This is a genomic window from Paenibacillus sp. GM1FR (assembly GCF_002803315.1).
GTDB classification, from domain to species: domain Bacteria; phylum Bacillota; class Bacilli; order Paenibacillales; family Paenibacillaceae; genus Paenibacillus; species Paenibacillus amylolyticus.
The window spans coordinates 1-23531 of sequence record NZ_MKZL01000017.1 but is presented as its reverse complement, the minus strand read 5'-3'; the positions used below and the strand labels follow the sequence as shown (position 1 = coordinate 23531).

The 23531-nt window shown below is 37.4% G+C and carries 15 protein-coding genes, 1 pseudogene and 1 CRISPR repeat array; of the genes and pseudogenes, 4 read left to right on the top strand and 12 right to left on the bottom strand.

Annotation, left to right across the window (positions count from 1 at the left end; translation table 11 throughout):
* From PAEAM_RS14140 to PAEAM_RS14125, 4 genes are all read left to right on the top strand, one after another.
* Positions 1 to 1803: an ATP-dependent helicase gene (locus PAEAM_RS14140; protein WP_100527989.1), complete on the top strand. Its 1803-nt coding sequence runs from the start codon at positions 1 to 3 to the stop codon at positions 1801 to 1803.
* A gap of 1893 nt (positions 1804 to 3696) precedes the next feature.
* The gene (locus tag PAEAM_RS14135; RefSeq protein ID WP_100527988.1) at positions 3697 to 4698 is read left to right on the top strand and encodes a restriction endonuclease; all 1002 of its coding nucleotides are present in this window, start codon (positions 3697 to 3699) and stop codon (positions 4696 to 4698) included.
* A gap of 177 nt (positions 4699 to 4875) precedes the next feature.
* On the top strand, positions 4876 to 5811 hold the full coding sequence (locus PAEAM_RS14130; protein ID WP_100527987.1) for a hypothetical protein: 936 nt from the start codon (positions 4876 to 4878) through the stop codon (positions 5809 to 5811).
* Positions 5812 to 7402: 1591 nt separating this feature from the next.
* Positions 7403 to 10429, top strand: coding sequence for a DEAD/DEAH box helicase (locus PAEAM_RS14125; RefSeq protein ID WP_100527986.1), 3027 nt, complete (start codon positions 7403 to 7405; stop codon positions 10427 to 10429).
* A gap of 328 nt (positions 10430 to 10757) precedes the next feature.
* Here PAEAM_RS14125 and PAEAM_RS14120 read toward each other — a convergent pair whose 3' ends face one another.
* The 12 genes and pseudogenes from PAEAM_RS14120 to PAEAM_RS14065 form a co-directional block, all read right to left on the bottom strand.
* Positions 10758 to 11603 (bottom strand): Rpn family recombination-promoting nuclease/putative transposase, encoded by an 846-nt coding sequence (locus tag PAEAM_RS14120; RefSeq protein ID WP_100527985.1) that lies wholly within the window; start codon positions 11601 to 11603, stop codon positions 10758 to 10760.
* 36 nt (positions 11604 to 11639) lie between these two features.
* Positions 11640 to 11966, bottom strand: a complete 327-nt coding sequence (locus PAEAM_RS32710) for a SpvB/TcaC N-terminal domain-containing protein (RefSeq protein WP_133120438.1) — start codon at positions 11964 to 11966, stop codon at positions 11640 to 11642.
* A 310-nt stretch (positions 11967 to 12276) separates the two neighbouring features.
* Positions 12277 to 12621, bottom strand: coding sequence for a DUF3221 domain-containing protein (locus tag PAEAM_RS14115; RefSeq protein ID WP_165789924.1), 345 nt, complete (start codon positions 12619 to 12621; stop codon positions 12277 to 12279).
* A gap of 32 nt (positions 12622 to 12653) precedes the next feature.
* Positions 12654 to 13925, bottom strand: coding sequence for a chymotrypsin family serine protease (locus PAEAM_RS14110; RefSeq protein WP_100527983.1), 1272 nt, complete (start codon positions 13923 to 13925; stop codon positions 12654 to 12656).
* A gap of 971 nt (positions 13926 to 14896) precedes the next feature.
* Entirely contained in the window at positions 14897 to 15067 is a 171-nt protein-coding gene (locus tag PAEAM_RS32295; RefSeq protein WP_243391360.1) for a hypothetical protein, read from the bottom strand.
* Between the two features lie 446 nt (positions 15068 to 15513).
* Entirely contained in the window at positions 15514 to 15711 is a 198-nt protein-coding gene (locus PAEAM_RS14100; RefSeq protein ID WP_100527982.1) for a hypothetical protein, read from the bottom strand.
* A 280-nt stretch (positions 15712 to 15991) separates the two neighbouring features.
* Complete coding sequence (locus tag PAEAM_RS14095) at positions 15992 to 16138, bottom strand: zinc ribbon domain-containing protein (protein WP_373888074.1); 147 nt, start codon at positions 16136 to 16138, stop codon at positions 15992 to 15994.
* Positions 16135 to 17073, bottom strand: a complete 939-nt coding sequence (locus PAEAM_RS14090; RefSeq protein WP_165789923.1) for a hypothetical protein — start codon at positions 17071 to 17073, stop codon at positions 16135 to 16137. Before PAEAM_RS14090 ends, PAEAM_RS14095 begins: the two co-directional genes overlap by 4 nt.
* 947 nt (positions 17074 to 18020) lie before the next feature.
* On the bottom strand, positions 18021 to 18341 hold the full coding sequence (locus PAEAM_RS14085) for a hypothetical protein (RefSeq protein WP_100527980.1): 321 nt from the start codon (positions 18339 to 18341) through the stop codon (positions 18021 to 18023).
* A gap of 1172 nt (positions 18342 to 19513) precedes the next feature.
* Positions 19514 to 20776 carry an S-layer homology domain-containing protein gene (locus PAEAM_RS14075; RefSeq protein ID WP_243391359.1) on the bottom strand — a complete coding sequence of 421 codons (1263 nt, stop codon included), beginning with the start codon at positions 20774 to 20776 and terminating at the stop codon, positions 19514 to 19516.
* A gap of 65 nt (positions 20777 to 20841) precedes the next feature.
* Positions 20842 to 21096: a hypothetical protein gene (locus tag PAEAM_RS14070; RefSeq protein WP_100527977.1), complete on the bottom strand. Its 255-nt coding sequence runs from the start codon at positions 21094 to 21096 to the stop codon at positions 20842 to 20844.
* Positions 21097 to 21459: 363 nt separating this feature from the next.
* Positions 21460 to 22257, bottom strand: a pseudogene (locus PAEAM_RS14065) (Rpn family recombination-promoting nuclease/putative transposase).
* Between the two features lie 675 nt (positions 22258 to 22932).
* A CRISPR array of direct repeats spans positions 22933 to 23506; the repeat unit is 33 nt; unit sequence ATTTCAATCCACGCACTCCATACAGAGTGCGAC.
* Positions 23507 to 23531: the final 25 nt, after the last annotated feature.

The following is a 23531-nucleotide window of genomic DNA, read 5'->3' as shown; positions in this document are numbered from 1 at the left end:
ATGAAAAACTATCATCGAAAACTAGCTGAAATTAAGAAAGATCCTTATCAATATAGTGCTTTTCAATCCCAAAACAGTACAGTTGTTATTGCAGGACCAGGGAGTGGGAAAACCACTGTACTAACTTTAAAGATTATAAATCTACTACAAGAATCAATTTTTGAACCTAGGGGACTTGCTTGCGTAACATATAGTAAGGCTGCTGCGAAAGAGTTTAAGGATCGTCTTCTTTCCTATGGATATAAGTCTCGAAGTAATGTATTTCTGGGTACTGTTCATTCCTTTTGTATTTCAGAGGTTATCCAACCGTTTGCCCATCTTTGTAATTATCCTATTCCTGTACCACTTAAAATAATATCCCAAAGAGATAAAACTAGATTATTTCGTGAGGTCTGTAATTTTTTGACCATTTCTTCTGATGAATTATCAATTGAAGAGATGGATAGGGAGAGAAGTTTGGATATTACAGGAATAAGTAGGGTTCATATCCCTAGCTATGATCTAGCTCTTAAAGCTGCCGTAGAATACGAAGCGCAGCTACACGCTCAAGGTAAGACTGATTATCATGATATTGTTAAATATGCTACGCTAATAATTCAGAATGAAAAATATGTTAGAGATTGTTTAGAATCTAAGTTCCCATGGATTCTAATTGATGAGTATCAAGACATGGGAAAAGCATTACATGAAACTATTCTCTCTATCCTCAATACGACGAAAATCAAAATTTTTGCTGTAGGTGACCCAAATCAATCAATTTATGGTTTTAACGGAGCCATACCGCATTACCTTTTAGAACTTTATGATTTACCAGAAATGAAATCAGTTAAGTTATTAACCAATTTTCGGAGCAATCAAGGGATAATTGATGCGTATCAACTGGCTTTACCACGCACTAGCATTGAAAATTATAGGGCCGGCAGTAGATTCGATGAAGAAGCAGAATTCAATTTTGTTGTTTGTTCAGAAGGTATTAAGGATCAGTTTGAAAAAGTCATCAATTCTATTATTCCGCATTGTATTCAAAAGGATATTCCATTAAGTGAAGTTTGTGTCCTGGTTGGAAGTAATGATCACGCCCGACGATTGGGCAATTTATTTCAAAATTCTAACATTCCTTATTACATTAATAAACGTAAGGATTTTGAAATTACTGATATTATAAAATGGTTAATTGAATGCGCATCTTGGAGCATTGAATTCGGGAATGAATCATTTTCTAAATTGTACGAGTTTTGGTCGTATATATACATGCAACACAAAGGATATTCTATTATTGACAGTTTAGCTGACAAAAAAAAATTCTATGATACCCTTGTTCAAAGTGCGAAGCTTTCAACCAGACTCTCAAATTGGCTACGCTGGATTGATGAACAGTTATCACTTACTGTACTGCTTTCAGGTTCAGATGTATACCCCGATGAGGTAGATAACCTTGATGTGTTAATAGACTTAGCTACCAACGGAGAATTTAAAGATTTTTCTGTGGCTGGGTTTGTACAAATTTTGAAACCTCAAAACCAGGTAACCATTTCAACTAGACATAGTTCAAAGGGACTCGAGTTTGAAGTTGTTATACTTTTAGGACTTGAAGAGGAGAGTTTTCCTTCCTATAGAAGTATTCAAAGTTCTGACCCTAACAAGATGGAAGAAGAGTTCAGAGTTTTCTTTGTATGTATTAGTAGAGCCAAAAGGGCATGCTTCCTAGTTCGTTCGTTAACCCAGCGCAATCAATGGGGAAGAGTTTTTCCTAAGGAACCCTCAAGATTTTGGACAATGCTTCATGATGTATATGGCACTTGACCTAAATGGTGTACAGAATCTTCAGCATACAAAATGTACTAAGTTCAACATTTATCAGATTGTAGTTGCTAGAATGTAAAAGCAGTGATCTGACAGTTCCTTTTGAAATCCAGCTACTTTCTGCTGTTCTGATAAACTGATAACGAAAGTGAGGCTTTCTAAATTGAACCTCACTTTCGTTATTAACGTTATTTGACTGCGTTCAAAAATATATAAATAGAATCTGCGCTCATTTATGTGGGGTTATCATTGAAAATATTGATCTGAGATGTAATAATTTGTTCGGGCTTTGTTGCACCTGGAGGCTGAAATAGCGTTTCTGAAAATGTACTAAATGAGCTTGGATTATAATTCAAATAATTGAAAGTCTTTAAAATAAATTGGTGTTCGATCTTGTAGGTACTGGTTATAGTAAGAAACGGACAGCCTGTCGTACGAGTTTTAATAGAGTTTTGATTACTACAAAGATCATGCGTCAAATCATGCCTTAATTTATTCCAAAATGGCTAAATTTTATCGGATTTATAGACTCTCTATCTGCATTGTAATCTGTATGGTATTGTTGAGTCTTCTGATGAGTCTAATTATTTTGAATACACTATTCTTTGTGTTTTTTATTATGTTTACGATGAGCTTAATGTTCGGTTTATATAAACTAACCAAGATTTTTGATGTCAAGGCTATGGGAGTACTAAAACATCATTATTCTATTACTTCTAGTCCCAATACCTGAAGACATCATGCTTCTGATGTAAGGATTCACTTTGTAATTGAATACTTAATAGAAAATGACCTATACTCACGTTGGAAAATTGAGAGATTAATATCGGACTTTGAGAAAGAGAACGAAAGAAATAAGATATCTCCATTAGTGGCACCTAGCATAGTGCTTGCTATCTCAGTTCCAAATCTCACTCAATTCCTTTTACATGTGTACACATTCTTCAATAAAAATCAAAAATCCCTCAGTACATACAAAATCAAAGTAATACAGAGATCATTGTAAATGGTGTTGTTTTTTCAGTGGTGTTTATTATATCTTTGTTGGTAGTGTAGGGAATGTCGATGTTCAACAGAATCAAAGAAGAAATTCAAGAAGCTTTTCTAGATAAAGAAGGACCTAAAAGAAGTGGATTGATATCCACATTAGAAATGTGTATTATATCAAATCCATGAAGGATGATGTCTAATTACATTCTAAATACATAAACAGAAGTAAGATAGTCTTATGAGAAGGTAGCCAAAAAAAATTCCATAAGTGTCGGGTGACAAGAACATGTTTCCATAGAAAGTCGTTATTTTAGAGGCTTTTTTTATTTTTCGGTTATTACAATTCAGAAGTTAACTTTATCTGGATTGATAATTAAGCTTTATTTAGGATGTTCCTTGAGTTGATGCTGTTAGACAAAGCAAAAGTAATTGGCCAAAGGGCGTTTCTCTAATCATAATCATTTACCTCTAAAACCTCTAAAAATAGAGATAAGCACTTTATTTATTCTGCTCAAACGAAAATCTGCTGTCTTTGATACGCTGAGAATAGTGCAGATTGTAAACATTATAAAGCGGAATACCGATATATACATGTAACTGATTACCGAATTTGTCATGAAGTCTAAATGAACACATTAACCTTAGTAACATTAACTTATCCGTTGATAGAGAAGCGACATTTTCTCAAAACTTCAAAGCTGAAGATGTACCTTCTGGAACTAAGTACTATATTGTAAATTAAAGTTAATATTTTTATAGCAATGAATCTACCATGCGTGTCTAAGGATGCTGATGGATTTAGTCAATAGAATAACAATCAGATTCGATACCGACTATCGCAAATGAGAATATACGTGACAAGTTAGTCAATAGGATTTACCTTTGAAAGGAGCAGATGTAAAGATGGGGGCGGCTTGGATACACCGTGGGGTAATTGTTAGACAAACTTCTGAAGTGATTGGTTATAAAGCGGGCCTTGCGCTGACGAAGAAGGAATTCGATAGCATTATCTCAAAACAGTATTATGAAATATGGCAAGGACCAGATGAAGAGCTTCTACGAATTCGTTCCGAGGAATATGATGATCTGATTGCTCATTTGCTATACGAAGTGGGAAATATAGCAAGTCCAGACCCACTACCACATGTCACTCTTACGAAAAAGTACATGAATACACCGCTCTTTTCACTCTATTATGAAGTTGCAAACAGCTGGAACTTGTTCCTAATGACTTGGATGGAGCAAAATAGTAATAACAAAGATATTGACCCGTCGTCTTTTGTGGAGAGCATAATTGCAAATCATGGGAAACCAGGTTTTGAAATGGCAATGGAAGTTATGAGAACTACTGTTGCACAACAACATATTAGCCCGTTTTCAAGCGTTCGAAGATTAAATTGGAAGGATACTGCCGAGCTAACTAGTTTATTCAAAAGTAGTTCATTAGAGACGCAGTACGGCACATTCTTTGATCAGCGATATATTGACTTCCTTGGTCAACACTTCGAGCAGATCAGCGACATTCATTGGCGAAAATTCGAAGCCCTGACTTGCGAGTTTTTTGAACGTCACGGATATTATGTTGAGATTGGTCCAGGATCAAATGATGGTGGTATCGATGCCCGTGCATGGCAGATAGATCCTATTACTGACGGTCCACCAGCAATCCTGATTCAATGTAAGCGGCGTAAAGATAAGGTTGAATCGGGGGTCATCAAAGCATTGTACGCTGACGTTCTACATGAAAATGCAGGGCGGGGCTTGATTGTTACCACTAGCGGCCTTTCTCCGAGTGCTGATGAAGTAAGACTTGCAAGAGGATATCCGATTGATCAAGCGGATAGATCAACGCTTAAAAAGTGGATTGAAGTTATGCGTACACCAGGGACCGGCATCTTTATGTGATTTGAAGTTGAAACCTTTCAATACTTTATTACCAAGGCGGCCAACTTTGGAAAACAAATTTAGCTTACCAAAATAGCGCCTATAGGTTAAAAAAGTATCCAATAGATGATGTCATACACATCCGATCATAAGGCGAGATGGACCTAAGAAAATAAAAAAATAAAGGAGGGAAATGGTTTGAGTACATTTGGAGCTAGCGATAGAGTAACTTTCATGAGATGCTTTGCGCTTACGGACTGGTATGAAGAGGATTCAAACAAACCTAAACAGAAAGACATTGAAGAAGCAGAAGAGGCTATGAATTTTATCGGTCATATACTTGGAAAAAGTTATCAGCTTCATGAGGAATTAGACATAGCAAGACATGGAGGAGATACACCTAAGAAACCTGAAGCAAGATTCAAGTTCGATAACAGTAAGAAGAAAAAGAAAGCTGTCATGGAAATTAAACAATTCCCTTTCGAATCAAATAAGGATGAAGCTTCCTTATTATTTACACGTCCTAAGCTGTTTAAGTGGTTTCTAGATTTCCATCACACACATGCTGATGAAGATCATCGTATCATCTTCCATCTAAAGTTAAAACAAATCTCCTTCGATCCAACCAAAGCACTTCGCGATCTAGAGTTGGCTAATCCATTCGAGGGTATCTTTACTGAATACCTAGAACTTAAGGCTGTTAAATGGCATCGTTCTGAAGAGTATCACTTAACTGCAGACAGGGTGTTATATTTCGATGATCTAAAAGACCAATTTATTATTTTAGAGGAATCGAATAAGCCTGTTGATATTAATGCAGCAATCAAAGATAGCTTTGATTATGAGAAGTATGCCGACCTGCTCTACGATACGTGGATCGAAAAAAAATGGGACAAGAAATTTAATCAATATAAAAAGGATTCGAAATTCCTTTATTTAAAGATTATGATGAGCCCAATGAGCGAAGTGTCCTTCTATCATGAAGCGTTTTTGCTCAAGAAGTTTATTAAAGTACTTTTGAGCAAATACGGAAATTCCATAAGTATAAGCCAACTAGAGGGAATTTTGTTCTACGCTGCAGGGACTTACCAGTTCCTCGAATTTACAAAGAAAGGACCAATTTTGCACACTTAAGTTGGTCGTTCCATCCTAAATTCTATGAAGACCACTTGTCTATCAAGAGGTCTTTTTCATCCGCTCCCCTTTATAACTCCCTCGTTTAAAATTTAAATTATTTAAAAAGTCAACAAACATCGACTTATCTCTTGAACCTTCCAAGTGAGGTACCCTATCTAGGTTTTTCACTTATATTAAAAAGGCTCCAAGAAGTGTAACAATGAATTGGATATATCTAGAACCTGTCATACGTTGCAAAATACGTTTTCAGTGTTTAGTAAGGATGTTAAACTGAGATCATCGGTAGTAAAGGAATTTTTTTCGCCTACACAACTAGATATCAACCAATTATGCTACAAAGGGGATTAAAGGCTTGGAATTCTGTCCTCACGAATGTTCGACTAAAAGAAGACAACTCTCTAGTTGGAATGATCAACAACGAAATCGTTACTTCAAATATATAGGTTTGGATGTTATTGGGTTCGTGGAGGACCGTGAATTAAGTATTATATGAAAGGGGTAATGGCCCTATCTAGCGTATCCACTTTGGGGCTCGCTTATATTTATTTCTAGAAGAGCGGTTTTGATGATAGGTTACGTTATTAGGTTTTAGGTTACGATTGAAGGAGCATAATGGTAATCTTGTCGATTCAATTCTTGTCGATTCAATTGGTTCAAAAGTGAACTGGTGATACCATTCCATTCAAAAGAATTTTAATGAAAATCGTATTTTGTTTATAATGACATTAAAAGAACTCGGACCTAGAGGGCGGACTAGGAAATACTATCTTACTGAAATGAGAAGATTTCTTTATTTCAATAACAATAATATAAAGGCGGATATGATGACATTAATTTCTTAATTAGAAGCTTTGAGCAATTAACAGATTTAAGCAATGGTGTGTTAGCCATTCCTCCAAAAAAATAAGGAAGAGTTAGAAGTACAAAAAGAGGCTATGAAAGAGTATCTAAAGAAACGTAAAGGTTAAATCCCTAGAAAGCTGCCGTATTGTCGGTAGACAAGAACATTGTTCCATTCAAAGTCGCTATTATAGCGGCTTTTTTGTTTTAAGGAACCAAGTTCTTGTCCCAAGCTGAGGACAAGAACATTGTTTCATTGCAGATTAGATTGTTATCTAAATATTATCATGACATAAATAATGTGGTGGGATAAGGCTCAAATCGTTCTCTGAAGGCAAAATCTCCGTTCCACTGCTGAATAAGAATGGGAACTCCAAACTGTCGAGTGGGATACTGTAATCTGTTTCGTTAGCTAACAGGCAGGGTAGCTTACCTAAATGTAAGTGAAGAGGGAACAGACTTGTTCTCTTTAATGATTAAATAAATGTCAAAACAAAAAGCTCATTTACTTAAAACTTGAATATGCAGCATATGAAGTATGATTTTCACATTTTATTACATTTAAACAAGAGATATAATCAGGCTGACAACCCAACTCACAGTATTGAGCCGAATCTGCTAAAAAAAACTATTCAGATTACCTGTTCTACAAATACTAGAAGTATTTTGTTAACCGTATTCTGAATTAATTATTGTATAATTACTTCAAGAGATCTGAAAAATTTCAACACAGAAAGAAGGTTTTTTGATGAAGTATAAAACAGTAGTGTCAACCATAGGACGTGGTAATAAGTTGAGTCGTTGTACGGACAGCAAAGGTAATAAATTAAGCCAAGCAAAGATTATTGATAGTTGGAGATTGTCTTATCAGGAGAGAGTTTCGCGAAGCGAGGGTGAGATTGGCTTACGTTCACCCCAATTTGGGGCTCTATCGGCAATTCGTGCACATTGGGTAACATCAAATTCTCCAGCTACAATAGTGTTGCCTACGGGTACAGGAAAGTCCGAAACAATGTATGCAACTATTATTTCTGAAAGAATTGCTTCAACATTAATCATAGTGCCTTCTAATCTCTTAAGAGAACAAATTTATGAAGGAGCACGTCATTTTGGAATACTTCCCAAATTAGATATGATCTCTCATGAGTCTATTTATCCAACTACTTTCCTTTATAAATCGAAAGTTGAAGCTACAGATGAAAAAGCTCTGATTGCTGCACTTCAGGAATCGAACATAGTTATTTCTACACCAGGTATGATAAAAAAAATGCCTTCATCTGTTTGGGAGAAATTTATTCAAAAACTAGAAGTGGTAATCTTTGATGAAGCACACCATCTTGCATCACCGGATTGGGGAGCGGTGAAAGAAAAGGTTTTAGGAAAGAAAATCCTACAATTTACTGCAACCCCTTTTAGGAATGATGGAAAAAAAGTGGATGGTAAGATAATATTCAATTACGGTCTGGCAATGGCGCAAAAAGCTGGATATTTCAAGCCAATCGAGTTTTATCCAGTTCAAGAATTTGACGAACAAAAGTCTGATGAAGAGATCGCGAAAATCGCAATCCAACAATTAAAAGAAGATTTGGACAAAGGATTGGAGCATGTTCTTCTAGCACGAGCGAAGAGTCGTAAACGTGCCGATGAGTTATATGAAAAAGTATACTCTCAGTATACAGATTACAAGCCAGTTATAATTCACACTGGTATTGCTTCTACCCAGAGAAATAAATATTTACAAGAAGTTAAAGATGGTAATGCAAAGATTGTCGTATGTGTAGACATGTTTGGTGAAGGTATCGATATTCCAACATTAAAAATTGCAGCAATCCATGATAAATATAAGTCCCTTCCAATTACCCTTCAATTTATTGGACGATTTGCTCGAACAAGTGGGAATAATTTAGGAAATGCAAAGCTCATAACAAATGTGGCAATGGATGATTTAAAGGACTCGATAGAAGAGTTATATCGTCAAGATTCTGATTGGAATTCGCTCCTCAATATACATTCACATCAAGCTATTGATAAAGAAATTGAACTTAGTGAGTTTATTGGAAAGTTTGAAAAAGGGCATGTTACGAATATAGATATTTCACAACTCAAGATGAAAATAAGTACCCGAATGTTTCGGTGTCCTACGGAAAGTACTTTTGTAGACGCTTGGAAACTGGTCTTGGATCCAGATAGAACTACATCAATGATAAATGAAGAGGATTCTGTTTACATTTTGATTGAGGAAATTGAAACAAAAGTAGTTTGGTCTGATCAAAAGGATATAATGCAATATGATTATGATTTTTTTGTTTTGTTTTTGGACAAAGAGAATGGAATAATACATATAAACGAAACTGATACAGGAAAGGGGAATCGACTCATTGAAAGTATGTTTCCACAAGCCACAGCAATTAAGGGGGATTCAGTATATCGGAGCTTGAATGAGATAAATAGGTTAATGATTGGCACTTTAGGATTGAAACAACAACCAAGTGGAAGGATTAGTTTTAGAATGTTTGCGGGAACCGATATTAAGTCTGGGATTAGTGAAGCAATCGTGTCAAATTCCACTAAATCTAATTTATTCGGTTATGGTTATCAAGGTGGGGAACGTATAAGTATCGGTTGTTCGTATAGAGGGAAGGTTTGGATGCGCTGGGTGGAACGTATAAACTTTTGGACAGAGTGGTGTCAGGATATAGGAAAAAAAGTGTTGGATGATACCATTGATACAAATAGCATTCTAGATAATTCACTCACTTTAGAAGTCATAAAGGAATTCCCAGAAGGTGTTCCTTATAAAATACTACTACCGGAAACGATTGAAACGTCTAATAGTTACACGAAACAGTTGTATATTACTAAAGAAGAAAAGGCATACCCTTTCTATCAATCGGAATTAAGCAACCCCAGTTTGGTTGATGGAAATCTTCGATTTGAATTCTTGATAAATGAAAGAAAATTTATATTTGAACAAATTATTAATGACTCCTCTTATAGTTTTAAGCAAATTGAAGGTGAAAAGCTTATAGTAAAATTAGGTAAGAAATCAGTTCAAATGATCGATTTCTTATATGAGTATTCCCCAGAAATATCTTTTATTCAGCATGATGGAACTGTAGTTGTAGTTCAGGAGAATCTAAAAACAGTGATCAAACCCAAAAGTGGTATTAAGTTATCTTCAGATGTTCTTATTGCTGTTGACTGGCCTGCTCTTGGAGTCAATATTAAATCGGAATCACAAGGGAGAGGAAGAAAGATTGATTCCATACAATACGCTACGATACATAATATTGTCGATCAAAGTTCAGACATAATTTTTGACGATGATGGATCAGGGGAAATTGCTGATATTGTTTCTGTTAAAATTGATATGCAGCATAAGAAAATTAGATTTCATCTTTATCATTGTAAGTATTCACACGGAGAGCATCCCGGTTCTCGTGTTTCAGATCTATATGAAGTTTGCGGCCAAGCTGAAAAATCAATTATGTGGACTGATAATGTATTAGAAATAATACATAGAATGATTGAAAGGGAAAATTCGAGACAGAAAAGCTATGGTGAAACACGGTTCGAAAAAGGGAACTTACCAACTTTAAATATGTTGAAAAAGATGGTGAGAGTTGGTTATGAAACAGAATTTGAAATTTCTATTGTCCAACCAGGGGTATCAATATTAGATATCACAAACTCTATGAAACAAATTATTTTAGCAACAGATACTTATTTAAAAGATACGTTTGGTTTACGTTTGACATGCTTTTTTAGTAATTAGTTGGATATTTTGGGTTTACAACGACATAAAAAAGAGCGTGCAACTGTAAAGAGTTGTACGCTTAGTTTATATTTTATGGGATTAGAACCGTGATGGCTGGGCGGCAATAAAACATTTACACAAAATCAGGATTTTGTACATATGTCTAAACTTTGTAGTTACCGTTTTTCTCTTTATGATATCACTTTTCATTACTAACGTGGAACAATCTACGTGACAGAGCCTCGAACTTTTTCGAGGCTTTTTACTACTGGAGGAACTATCTCCATTTTATTACTTATCTGTTGCTCAGATGTCCTTACTAAGATGTCATCGGCAACATTTATGATCAAACTTTATGGTGTTTTATGAGTCGTTCCACTTCTGCTTTTGTCAGACCGGTAGAAGAAGCAATGATATCAACATCTACTCCTGATTTAATCAATTTCTTGGCAACATCAGTAGCTTTGTTACGCTCTCCTTCTTCCTTTGCCCCTTCAATCATAGAAGCTTCATCATGCAAATACTTTTGTCTGTCCTCGTATAATCGGCGGGATTCGGCATCCTGACTAAGAAATTCCAACGTATCCATTGCTTTTTTTAATACAGGTTCGTTCATCGTCAGCACCTCCCAATTGGATTTATCGACACCTTTTAAGAATAATAGCCAGTTAACCAAACCACCATTTTCTACTGGAGTCGCATGATCGCCAAGCTTGGGCAATTCCAGAAAATGCAGTTCTATGTCATCTATGAGCGAGATCCCACTCCGGTCTTCACGCAGATGGAATACGTTATGATATTGATCATTGGGCAAAAAAGAATAGTTCAGGATGTTAATCGTCACGCATTTTTTCAGCATCTTATAAGAATGCCCCTCTTGAAGCTGTCCGCTGTATAGCTTGCTCCAGTAAAACATCGTTCGTTTCTCAGTATCATATTTATTGAATAACTGCATTTCAACGTTGATGAGCTCGCCCTCCGCTGTTCTTCCGTGTATATCAAGGATGGATTGCTTGTCACGAGGAGTGTCCTTCTCGGTATATGGATTCAACAAGATGATTTCTGTCAAAGGCGGCCTACCTGCCTCTACAAAAGTCTTGTTCAAGAAGGCAAGCAGAACATCCCGATTTTCTTCACTGCCAAATATACGTTTGAATAAAAAATCATTTCGGGGGTCAAGCAGTTCATTCATCTGCAATCATCTCCATTCATTCATAGTATATCACGCTTAAAGGTTCTTAGACACACACCAGACAGACCACCCTTTACGTCTTTTTCTCCATTCTTTCTCCTCTTTGGGTGTTGCCTCTCCGCCATGAGCAGAATTAACAATTATTCTGACCCGGGGGAGTCTTTTTATCGAACAAACGCTAATATTGACATTATCGAACGTATTTTCCGGAAGCCATTCATATATCTTTGCAGCGCCCGCAGGATCGGAACTTCTGGAGGATGCACTCCAGCCGAACACCGTGGAATTGTCTCGTGTCACAGCCCGCCATTCTTTTCCTTCTCGCAAGTTCTGTGCACTTTCAATCTGGGCGTTTGCCCTCAATACTGGGGCGGTAGTATCGGATCATAAAGGAGCCATCGGGAGAAAGTTCTCTTTGTATATGACGATGAGTGGCTTCAGCTCACGGTGCTTCAGGTATTGATGAGAAAAGTTTATTCAAGCTCTGTTCTTGGCGATAGTATTCCATTGGGCATTAGTTTTGGGATTCTCTATCTCTTTGGAATTGTCTTTTAAGAAAACCCCTGATCAATTACTTGTTCTTGGCTCGGAACTCAGCTTGGAACAAAAATTTGGTTCTTAAAACAAAAAAGCCGCTAAGTAGCGACTTTGATATTAATTACCTTAACCTTTATTATTCAATAATGACTTTTTCAGCTATAGCTTGTGGAGGTGATGACTGGGCTATAAGATTTTTTATCCATACTTCAGCTTTTTTATTTTTTATTGAACTAGCAAATTTAGACTCGGCTGCCCCACCGATAACTATTTCACTATCCTCATCTTTACTTATCCAAATTTGTTTCGTTGCAGGATCATCTGGGTTATCTTGTTCAATCAATATTTGATTATCTTGTTCATTAACTTCTATAATTGTACCGCTGATGTCCGCATCTGATTGAGTTAGTTCATTTTGAGAACTACAGCCGACGGCTAGTAGCAACAAAACGAGTGTGAGTCCACTCACTAGTTTAGCCATGATCATCACCTTCCACTTGCAATATAAAAACATCAATAGGAGGAATCGGTGTAAACTCCCGAGAGACCTAGCGAACTAATTGTATAACTATATTTTGAAAAAGCTTGCCATGTATCTACTCCACCTTGTCTAACTATACCAGTGTGGGTACCTTCAATTCTTGCATAGTTTCGTACACCATTATTGACGACATTGTATACTAATCCTCCACTATCTCCTAGCTGTGTACCACTAAGTCCAGTAATGATCATATCAGTCGGTCCACCATTAATATCATAACTAGTGTCAACAATCTCAGCTAGAGGATAACTACTTCCATTCAAATTGTACCCGTGTACTCTTACCTTATCTCCAACCTGACGATATAGGCCAGAGTAATCCGTTGTCCCTATCGTTAAAGAATTACCATTTAAATTATGGCTCGGATTTACAGATGAGTTGTATACTATATAACCTGCATCGAACTTAGACGTATCCGAAAATACAGCATTGTTCATTGTACCAATCGGGCTAGAACCGTCAGATAAGTCATACCAAGTTCCATTCTCACAATGCCCCGCAGTAACACCGACGTTGTTACCATTGGCACGACCGTTGAAACCTAAACTACATGCCGGGGAAGTAATAGCAGTTCCTCGTTCAATTTTTTCTCCGGGAAACAAGTTATACGCTTGTGTTTGAAGGCTCAACTCGCCTATTACCCATCTCACCATATCTTCATCGATATAGTTTAGTATCTCTTCCTTAGCATTATCGTACTGCTCTTGTGAGATGTACACATTAACTTTGTTCAACTTAGGATTTATACCAACCGCTTCTAACCCTAACTCTTTCATTTTTCCAGATAATGATTCTTTTGCTTTAGTCAGTTCTTCTAAAGAATATTTTACAATTAAATATTCAATATTTTGAGGAAAAACACTCGTGCTCATTACTGAACTTTTTAATTCGTTTGGTAACTCAGTAACAAGAATGACATTCTTACCGTTTTCATCGGTGTATGCACCAGTATAAATATCGCTATAGTTGCTCATTAACTCTAGCTGTACGTTACCTCGATCAATCAATATATTTGTGTTAAGTAGACTGGCTTCAGGATATTGTTCCGTGACTGCCTCTGCCTCAGTTTCTAATGACTTCGTGAAACTAGTAGCGGTAGGTATCTCCCATTTATGACCTGGATCATTGCTTTGCACTCTAATGTTATCGTTTGATATGGACTCCGCCGCTTGACCTGTACTAATAAAAATACTTAACGAAATCATTAGCAAGGTTACTATCAGTGATAAAATGCGCTTGTTCATAAACTATCTCCTCTCATAAGGTATATAAAATAAAACGCAATTTTCAGTAAAATGTTGCATTTATTTTTATATTTTTACTCAAATTGGTTCATCTAATCGAGAATGGGAACATGTTCTTGTTCATTTCGGCAATCGGTACAAGTTCTTGTCCTTGGCTCGGGACAAGAACTTGTACCGATAAAATAAAAAAGCCGCTAAAATAGCGACTTTAATGGGAATATGTTCTTGTCCCTCGACACTTTAGTAGTGAGTCTAGGCATTGGCTGATAATTCATATAAATTCATCCGTTTTATTCCAGATTCAATCACCCTGTTTTCTATGTATGTGCAAAGTAGCTAGATTGTATGCCGCGACCACCAATTTATTTTTATGATTCAAAATACGCTTCCTATATGCTATAATCAAATGGCATGATTTGCCTTGAGTGCGGTTAGCTTATCTCCGAAAGGAGGTGAGCGCTATGAACTTCTCCTTCTCAGACGTGATAATGTTCGCAACATTTCTAATTGCGGTACTAACGTATGTAGATAAGAAGAAGAAATAACCCACTCTGAGGTTCGCGCCAAAAGTGTGGGTTATTTCCGTCTTTGTCATCATTAATGGAGATGGGATTCCCTACTCAACAATAATTGTGCAGGGAGACGGTATAGCGCACCGTCTTCTTTATGTAGTATATAATACCACAGTTGTTTTTATACATCAATAATGATCTTGTTGACTATAGTCGATTCTAATCTCTTGGTTCGACTGTTTTTAATGTATTACCCAGTTCAATCAATCTGTCCACAACAGTTCTTCTTATCTTGGGTAAGTCACTAATATGTCTCCAATAAAAACTCTTGCCGTTTGCAGTTGTATATGAAATATACATCCTTTGAGAATCAGTTAAGATAGACCCTTTTCATGCTATTGTACCACTCCAATCGTATGGAGTTAAAGTAGCTTATTTGCTAACTTTTTCCGTTTCTAATCATCGTTCGAAATCTTGCCCTTTCGTTTTCTGTTTTTGTATATCTTCGCGAGTAATCTCGTCCGCACGAGTGTGATCTTGTTCTTTCTCCGATCCTTTTAAAAAGGCACCTTTAACCCACTGGGGAATATCTTGAGATAAAGTTTGAACCTTTTCTCTTTCAACCTCCATTACTAATCTAAATTTTGAGGTATTATCAAAAATAAAAGAGCGATCGATCGGTCATATCGTCTTCGGATATCATCTTCTGGATTATGATGTCCACCATTCCTTACTCGCATTTCTACTCGCTCGATGTGATACTCCACGTTTTTAAGACCTAAGTAATACAGGTTTATTTCAAACCCTGCCTTTTTGGCTTGTTCTATTTTCCGCATTGCATTTTTACCGACAAGCGTTGTTTCAAGGGAAAAGCTTTTTCCGTTCTGTATACATTCACTGAATGTTTGATAGCTTCTCTTCCAGCTGATGGAGAAACCGATTCCGGAAGACAAGGATTGATAGTTTTTGCAATGGCATCCGGATCAATAACCTCTCCTAACTGATCGTTAAAGTTCTAGTTAGTGTGCCTTTCCCTGCTCCATTCGTTCCAGCAAAAACAGTCATGACGGGTTTGCTCACGGGTATTCAATTTCCTTTTTGTTACCATTTTCTTCATATATGATCACTGTTTTTCTGCCATCCGGATATTCCTTGATCATTTTTTCATTTTCTTCATATACAATGGGCACACCATTGCTTTTGGCCTCTTGTCTGGCCGAGAATGTTGCTTTTACTAAAATTTCATTCAATTCAGAAATTGACATACGTTTCATGTGAAGATATCCTCCTTAAACAATTGTACGTATGTACGTAAAAGTTTCACACTATATGGACGGATCATTTTTCAAGTTTAGCTAAGCCTTTTTCCATTCTCAAGAAATCTTTCTCACTAATTTGTCCAGACAGTTTTTGTTCATTCAGCTTATTGGCTCTGACTTGGAGCTCCTATCCCTCGATATGTGAACTACACTCTACCTAAGAGGTGGGGTGCTTCTTGGTCAATAGTGCAACTGCCTCAGCTTACAGGGGAGTTCCTCCCCCAATGTATGCCATTTAGTTGGCGAGTTGCAGTAGATTGAGGGCCGCATTTCGATCACGATCATGTACGGTCTGGAGGGATGGGCACATCCATTCGCACAAAGCCAGATTTTTTACCTCCACATTTTTGTAACCACAACATGAACATAGCTGACAAACTATAACGAATCTGCATCACGTTTTGCCCTTTGATATTCTCTTTCATCTCGAACTGCTCGATTCCATTCTGATTGCGAATACCTAACGTTATAATTAGCTTGTTTTACAAACATTTTTTTTGAAAAATCGGCCTGTTCCCGTTTTTCCTCAGCGTTATCATATGCCTTACTTTTTAATCGTTCTCTCTCTTCGTGTAAATTACTTTCCCCATTACTCCATCCGGTACCATGGTTTGGATTACTAAATAATGAGACAACCTTATCCAGTACTAACAGCAGAACGAATACAATAGTACCACCGACCAAAAGTAAAAAATCAATGACTTTGAGCCGCATCATTCCTCCCTTCAAGGAAGATACGCTTCCTTTTTTTAATAACTTCAACATTCTAGCTTTATCTCTCTGGCTTAGAATCTCTCTATCGTATTTTCCTGCCTCTATCTCTTCAATCAATCTTCCGTTTGTATTTGTTATACGAACCATAACTTTGTTGATCAACTTTGCAGATATCACAGTAAAGACAATTGGAATAATGAATGAAATAGCTAGATGTATGAAGCCATCCCATACATCAGATACTAGCATTTGAGATGCATACGTATTGGTTAAATTAAGTAGAAGAAACAGAATAATAAATCCGCAAACAGTTCCATACATACTATGCCATTTGAATTTTTTTTCATCATCAAAGGGATTGGACTGCCTTTTAATCTTATTCGTAAAGAGCTTTACAACTAAAATACTTATAAATCCAGCGGGGATTGCAAATATCACACCATAGATACCAAGTGAGAAATGGTTTGTATAAGAAGAGTATAACCCCCCCTCAAAAATCACCTCTTGAGTCATTATTCGATTGACCAATTTATTGATTGCAATGGTCAAAATAATCGTTAGGATAATTATGGAAAATGTCTTTCCTTTCAATGTTTCTTTCATCGTCCATTTGTTCATCTCTTTCATTCCTTTACTCATCATTTAGGTTTCTACTCAGCAACCAAGTTAAATATAGATTCTACAAACGATTTCTTTGTTAAAGAGACCTCCTATTCAAATGCTCTAGTACGTACGTTTCTGTTCCTGAAACCATCAGCCTTACATCCTATCTAACTAATACGGTTAAAACTAGTTTCTTAACTACCTCAAGTTCGTATGTACTTATTTTCGGTGTTTTACTATGTATAGGTATTTTAGGACCTAAATACTAACAAAACAGATTATAATAAGAATATTACCGCTATATACTCATTTAATATAGGTATATCCTCTCGGTTCACCATGGGAATCCCCTTTAATGATTACTACTGCAGGAAAACCGCCTTCTAAACAAACATGTTCCCGCTCAATTAGATGACAGAGAATTGTTAGGTATATATCTAATCGGAAATAGGAACATGTTCTTGTCCTCAGCAGTTATTTTCAGTCCGATGTTTCGCCTTTTTAATACCTAGCAACCGTGTTTTACCTCTCATCTTGTCAGTTGTCACATAATATTGTGAACATTTTCATGTATTATGGTACTTAATAAAGCTTTAAGTGCATGTGATCAATGTTTAGATGTACATCTAATCGGTAATCGGACTATGTTCTTGTCCATTCCGGCAATCGGTACAAGTTCTTGTACTTGGCTCGGGACAAGAACTTGTACCGACAAAATAACAAAGCCGCTAATTTACCGACTTCAAAGAAACTATGTTCTAGTCCTCCGACATACACTTTGAAAGCTACTTCACAATCTGAAGTTCTCTCCACTCTTCGGAAGCTAGTTTGTTAGATTTAGTAAAAAGTTTTAATCCCACGCCAGTTAGAACATATCTAATTGGATAATAGGTGCGGTTCTTCCAAAAGATTTATTTTTTGGGATTCAGATTAAACGACTTCTCTTGTTAAGTAAGGGTAATCTTACCGTTTTTATTGCTAATGGTTCCACCTAAGAGAGCCATTAATTCCGAAACAGGTGTGTACATAGTTAGATCAGTTTGACTGAACGTTCCCTGACCACTATACTTCAGGTATTTCCCCTCGAAACTCACCGGAATAGGATCATTTATACTCAAGTAATCATTTAGTGAAAAGCTATAATAAGGTTCAGTAAAATCGTCAACAACATTACCATATCTTCGAGGTGTCATTAGATCGCTCCCGATGACACGGTAGGCACCTTGGTTTAAAAGACCAGATTGAAAGATATGATCCGTGCCCCCCATCCAACTGACTCCGTAATCAATGGCAGAAGATGATCCAGTCGTATTAATCGTTATGGTTCGTACCCGTTTCCCTGTCTGAGTTTCAAAAACCCGGTATTCTGCTGTTCCTTGACCGATCGATTGTTTTCAATGAAGTTCACCTGGAGTACGACATACTTACCATTTGGACTTGATTGAGCGAACTTTCTCTTGTCAACATAATCATCTGCGGCGTTTTCTCTAGTTGTATGGAGTTTTATTATTTTTCAATTAACCTTGATCTCGTAAGGATATTCTCCCGGGTAAGAAACATATTCATTTTTTGAATCATATTACGTACCTGCTTCCACATATAATGCTCCAATAGACAACTCTGGATCAAAGTAATTGTGGTACAAGTAGTTAGTTACAAAAATATTTGAGTGTTCCATGGGTCTTTCTTTTGCTTTGTGTATCAGTTTATTGGTAGCTAAAGAATAAACTAGGTATTCTCTTCTTCCCTTCTCTACGACGTACATCCCTGTATCTGGGTAAACTTCGTCAATCGCTCCATCGTTGATATTTCGATCTGCGAGGGTAGTAACAACTTTCTTACAGCTATCATACTTTAGAAGTTTTTCTGTAGCTCCGCCCTTTTATATCGCATAAGTGATTAAAGGGTTTTTCGTGTTCATCCCGCTAATGGACTTGAAATAGTACTCAGAAGAGGTGTCTATGAAGTCCAGTACAGTATCCTCATTCTTAAATAAACCTGTAGTGTAATCGACTGTCGTTTTCCTCACTATAGGTTTTCCTGTTCCATTTATCCTATAATTGTGAGGTATCCACTGTAGGTTAGTTTTATCTTTTGTCTCAGCATTCGAATCAACGGCACTACCGTAAACAACACTGTCCCAAGGGGTCATTACTCCTGTGAGAAAAGTAACAATAATACCATTAATAAAGTTAGATAAGCTTAGTGTTCATAGGACCTCCAAAGTTAAAAATAGTAATTTGCTATATACCTATAGATTAAGATTGATTTGAAATACTCTATTCCAAACCTATAATAATTTGTATACCTTCCATTTCCCGTACTAAATTAAATTGGCTGATGAACGAAGCAACATCTTCACCACTTACTATGGATTTACCATTACTTCCCCCCGGTCCGCCCTGCTTTTGTTTAAGTCTGTAGCAGTTCTTCATTCGACTTATCTTAGTGGGAGACTAAAAGAAGAACTCGTATTTTGGTCTATGGTGAAGGTTTTCCAGGTTCCTGTGGAAGATCCATCTGAAGTTTTAGCTAACGCAAACCGCATCCAGAACTTTCGTGGCACTTCCTTTTTGAAAAAACCAGAATCCACGTACTCTTCAACCGGCAGATTATTGATGCCATAAGCTTCTACTGTTCCACTATCAAAGTTGTTTACCGTTGTAAAAACGTCGGCTATAGCTTGGTAGAAAGCTAGATTTCTTAAATTATCACCCTTCGGAGTTACCGTTACTTCGATAAAAACCTCATATAATTCCTGTTTAATAGGATATCTGTAATTCTTGTCAATGAACATCTTCCCATAAAGATTTAGAACGCTTTTCTTAGAATTTGCATGGGTAACAATCATCCTATGCGGCATAATGGTACCCAAATTATTGCGTAATTTGGCCGATTTACCAACGATGCGATCAAAGCTTGCAATTGTACCGTCTTCTGATTTCAGATAAACATACGGCGTAGCAGAAGTTAGGTTTGTACCAGTCAATCCCACTTCGCGCATCTCATTCAGATCTCTATACGAAGTTGCCTCATTCTCCTGTATCTGCTCGTAACGTGATAAAATAACCGCTGCCTCTGCACGTGTGGTCGTTTTGCCTGGACCAAAGGTGCCATCTGGATAGCCACTCATTAATCCGGTTCCCAGAACTACTGATACGAAGGGATATGCTGATTTCTTCAATCCGCCCTTGTAGTATTCTGCTACAGGAACCAGCGTGTTTTCTGTATCTTTCAGCGCTTGCTTGTACTCTTCATCTTTAGCAGCGAGGCCTGAACTGAGCCACTTCGCCATCTCTTCCCGTGTTAATGCGGTGCTAGGTTTAAACCCATTCGGGTAATCTGAAGAGTTCAAGAACCCCAGGGATACTGCACGATTCACTTCTTCCTCACTCCAGTGGCCGGTCAAATCCTTAAACACATTTGCCTGATCCGTTTTCGCCGTTCTTTTGGCCACTCGGGACAGCAATGTTGCAAATTCTGCGCGCGTAACCGTCGCACCCGGTTTAAATGTCCCATTGCTATATCCTTTGAAATAACCTTTATCTACTGCGGCATCAATGGATGCTTTCGCCCAATGATTCGCAGGTACATCTTTAAATGAGGTAACTGCAGCCTGACTTGTGCTTTCGGTGAATGGGTATATACCTATTATCAATACAGCACTTAATAAGAGTTGAGTTACTTTTTTCAATGTTTCCACGCTCCATAGATAAAAATTAGACTGGTTTTTCCTGAGATAAGCTATGTATTCTTTCGGGTTAACCTTTAATTGAATCCAACCATTTGTACTTTAGATCCCGTTCCATACTTGTGAAGGATCTTTACTGGCTTTATTAAAGCCTTCATTCTGTAGGACATTTTTGCTCCTAAGGTTTCCGAAACGAAGCGAATTGCAACTATCACAATACCTTGACGATCCTGGAACGGCTTTGCATCCGGGAAATTCATCATCTTCGTATTCAGTAAAACTTCTACAGTTGCTTTTCCTCTTGTTTCTACGGCTGATTCTGTACCCACCATGCTAGTAGTCACTATTCCTGCTAATGCTATAAAAGAAAATTTCTACTTTTCTTTTTAAAACTCTACTTTAGTATGTACTTGCTTCTCACATGGATTTTACCTTGTTCTTATGTTTTCTACTGTTTAAAGGACTTACAGATCCTAAACACCTATCAAACTTCCCAGTTATGAGAAAATATTGCCACTATGCGTTTATTTTATATAGGTATATTATCCCATACGCCCCAAAAAGAAAAGCTTGTTCCGAATATTAATTTGAACTTATTAATATACTTCATAATAATGTTCACTATAAAAACTCAGTAAAGAACGAATTCTTGAAATAAAAAAGAGCCGCTATTTTAGCGACTTAAAAAAAAGGGCTTATCTTTTCAATTGAATGATCTCCTGTTCAGTGAGCCCAGTTGCCTTAGCGATCGTTGATATATCCAAATTCAAATCCAACATATTTTTGGCCACTTCTGTGATACCCGATTTGATACCCGCTTTTCGAGCTCCTTCTAGCATCGACGCTTCATCATGCAAATATTTCTGACGCGCTTCGGAATCCTGGCTCAAAAATTGCAAGGTATCCATAGCCTTCTCTAATCCTGGTTCATTCATCTTCAGCACCTCCCAATGTGTAGCATCCACACCCTTCAGAAACAACAACCAGTTCTCAAGACCACCTTGTGATAGAATAACGTTAGGTAATTCCAGAAAATGAATCTCGATATCATCAATTAGGGTTAAAGCTGTCCGGTCTTCTCGAAGATGAAAAGTACTATGGTAATTATCATTGGCTAAAAAAGCATAGTTCAGGATATTAATTGTGACGCATTTTTCAATTCCTGATACTTCTCTCCCTCATGAAATTGACTGGAATATCGTTTACTCCAGTAAAACAACGTTCTTTTCTCAATGTCGTACTTATTAAATAGCTGCATTTCAATATCAATCAGTTTTTTACTCTGAGGTTTTAGCATAAACATCAAAGATCGATTACTTATCGAGCGGATCATCTTTGTCCGTGTATGGATTCATGAGGATGATCTCTGTAAGTGGTGGATCTCACGCTTCAGTAAGGACTCGATTAAGAAATGCCAGTAATACATCTTTATTATTCTCACTGCCAAAGATAAGTTCGAAGACAAAATCTACTCTGGGATCAAGCAATTCCATAACAGCAACTCCGTTCTATATCCACTTCCATTATACCAAAAATCTGAGCGTTCAAAACAAGTTTCATACAGGCATCAACCTATTTAAGCCTGTCCAGCATAAGGGTTCTATTCGCCAATGGCGTTCAAGGGAACAATAGAATCCTTGGCTTATCTGTTGTGGCTTTGCTTTAATTCAGTGCACTGATTACTGCCCGACTTTCTTCCCCGCTTGTTTATTCCAGACGACAGGTTCCACATACCCAATCTGTTCAATACCAGGCGAAGCTTCTCATACTCAAGATCGCCTGGCTGAAGGTCTACCCGGGATAGGCTGTTACATTAATCTGCGCATTGGCACGATTCTGATGTTCATCCTCGTTTCCTTTTTTTTGTGAGTAAAAGAAAAAGCTACTCTTTGTGCGACTCATTTTAAACCTTGCTGTAATGAAGCAAATAATTGGGCTGCTTGTTGGGTCGAATGTGCATCTTCTTCCATCTTCTACTCGCTAAATTGCTCCAATAAAATAAAGCCGATCCATTGAAGGATCGACTTTGGCTGTAGCATAAGGGCTATCTCTTAATGGTACAACAGCAACAATAAAAGTTTGGATACTCTCTAAACATAAAGCAACTGATGGTTGACTCCAAACGGAGTGCGACGGTGATGTCAAAAGATCAGCCAGGGCATTTCGGTATTTCAATCCACGCACTCCATACGGAGTGCGACTCAAAAGTTGATAGGGGGATAAACGAATGTCGCGTATTTCAATCCACGCACTCCGTACGGAGTGCGACGGTATAAATTAAGGGGGCAGCCTTCATGCAACAGCATTTCAATCCACGCACTCCATACAGAGTGCGACATGCTGAACTCGATGACATGAGCGTAGCGTACTTATTTCAATCCACGCACTCCATACAGAGTGCGACCCAGGGAATCCACGATCTGATCAACAAAGGCCAGTATTTCAATCCACGCACTCCATACAGAGTGCGACGGAATCACGCCCTCGATGTTGTACTTGTCCATGCTATTTCAATCCACGCACTCCATACAGAGTGCGACGAAACCCAAGAAGAGAAAACGTTGGACCAGACCTTATTTCAATCCACGCACTCCATACAGAGTGCGACTTTTTCTGGGGATCTGTCTAGGTTATCTCGGCGTATTTCAATCCACGCACTCCATACAGAGTGCGACTACATAAAATGTCACATATCATAATGAGCAATAGATTTCAATCCACGCACTCCATACAGAGTGCGACCAAAAACTGATCCATAGAAAGGGGG

Excerpts from the sequence above, each read along its gene's own strand:
- PAEAM_RS14140 (WP_100527989.1), top strand. The coding sequence starts at position 1 with ATGAAAAACTATCATCGAAAACTAGCTGAAATTAAGAAAGATCCTTAT.
- PAEAM_RS14135 (WP_100527988.1), top strand. The coding sequence starts at position 3,697 with ATGGGGGCGGCTTGGATACACCGTGGGGTAATTGTTAGACAAACTTCT.
- PAEAM_RS14125 (WP_100527986.1), top strand. The coding sequence starts at position 7,403 with ATGAAGTATAAAACAGTAGTGTCAACCATAGGACGTGGTAATAAGTTG.
- PAEAM_RS14120 (WP_100527985.1), bottom strand. The coding sequence starts at position 11,603 with ATGAATGAACTGCTTGACCCCCGAAATGATTTTTTATTCAAACGTATA.
- PAEAM_RS14115 (WP_165789924.1), bottom strand. The coding sequence starts at position 12,621 with ATGGCTAAACTAGTGAGTGGACTCACACTCGTTTTGTTGCTACTAGCC.
- PAEAM_RS14110 (WP_100527983.1), bottom strand. The coding sequence starts at position 13,925 with ATGAACAAGCGCATTTTATCACTGATAGTAACCTTGCTAATGATTTCG.
- PAEAM_RS32295 (WP_243391360.1), bottom strand. The coding sequence starts at position 15,067 with ATGGAGGTTGAAAGAGAAAAGGTTCAAACTTTATCTCAAGATATTCCC.
- PAEAM_RS14100 (WP_100527982.1), bottom strand. The coding sequence starts at position 15,711 with ATGAAACGTATGTCAATTTCTGAATTGAATGAAATTTTAGTAAAAGCA.
- PAEAM_RS14090 (WP_165789923.1), bottom strand. The coding sequence starts at position 17,073 with ATGAAAGAAACATTGAAAGGAAAGACATTTTCCATAATTATCCTAACG.
- PAEAM_RS14085 (WP_100527980.1), bottom strand. The coding sequence starts at position 18,341 with ATGGGGGGCACGGATCATATCTTTCAATCTGGTCTTTTAAACCAAGGT.
- PAEAM_RS14070 (WP_100527977.1), bottom strand. The coding sequence starts at position 21,096 with ATGGTGGGTACAGAATCAGCCGTAGAAACAAGAGGAAAAGCAACTGTA.